A 632-nucleotide genomic window follows, 5' to 3' on the forward strand; every position below is an offset into this window, starting at 1 on the left:
GTGTTATACGTTCCAGATAAAAGTATGATTAAACCTGTCGCAGTACATACAAATAATGTGTCAATATATACTGAGAATGACTGTACAAGTCCTTGCTTCGCAGGGTGAGAAACCTCAGCTGCTGCAGCTGCGTGAGGACCAGTCCCTTGACCTGCTTCGTTTGAATACAGCCCACGTTTTACACCAATTTCAATCATTGCACCTAATATACCACCAAATGATGCTTCTAAGTTAAATGCAGATTTAAAGATTAAAACAAATAGATCTGGCACTTCTTTAATATTCATAACAATCACTACAATCGCCATGATTATGTATAATATTGCCATAAATGGTACGATTGCCGTCGCTACTTTTGCGATAGATTTAAGGCCACCAAATACAATTAACGCTAATAGGATTGCAAGAACTACACCAACTACCCAATATGGTATGCCCCATGCGTTATGGAAGCCTGAAGCAATCGCGTTGGATTGTACTCCTGGTAATAGTAAACCCATTGAAATAATTGTGATAATTGCGAACGCGATACCTAAAACTTTACCAATACCGCCCTTGATACCATATTCCATATAGTATGCAGGTCCCCCACGGTACTCTCCACGTTCTTCGCGCTTGTAAATCTGACCGAG

General features: G+C 40.2%; 1 protein-coding gene. It reads right to left on the reverse strand.

The window, feature by feature from the left end:
- A partial coding sequence (locus ACFQY0_RS21290) for an alanine:cation symporter family protein (protein WP_379717103.1) occupies positions 1–632 on the reverse strand: 632 nt, incomplete at both ends.

The organism is Haloferula chungangensis, from assembly GCF_042664875.1.
GTDB lineage: Bacteria > Verrucomicrobiota > Verrucomicrobiia > Verrucomicrobiales > Akkermansiaceae > Haloferula > Haloferula chungangensis.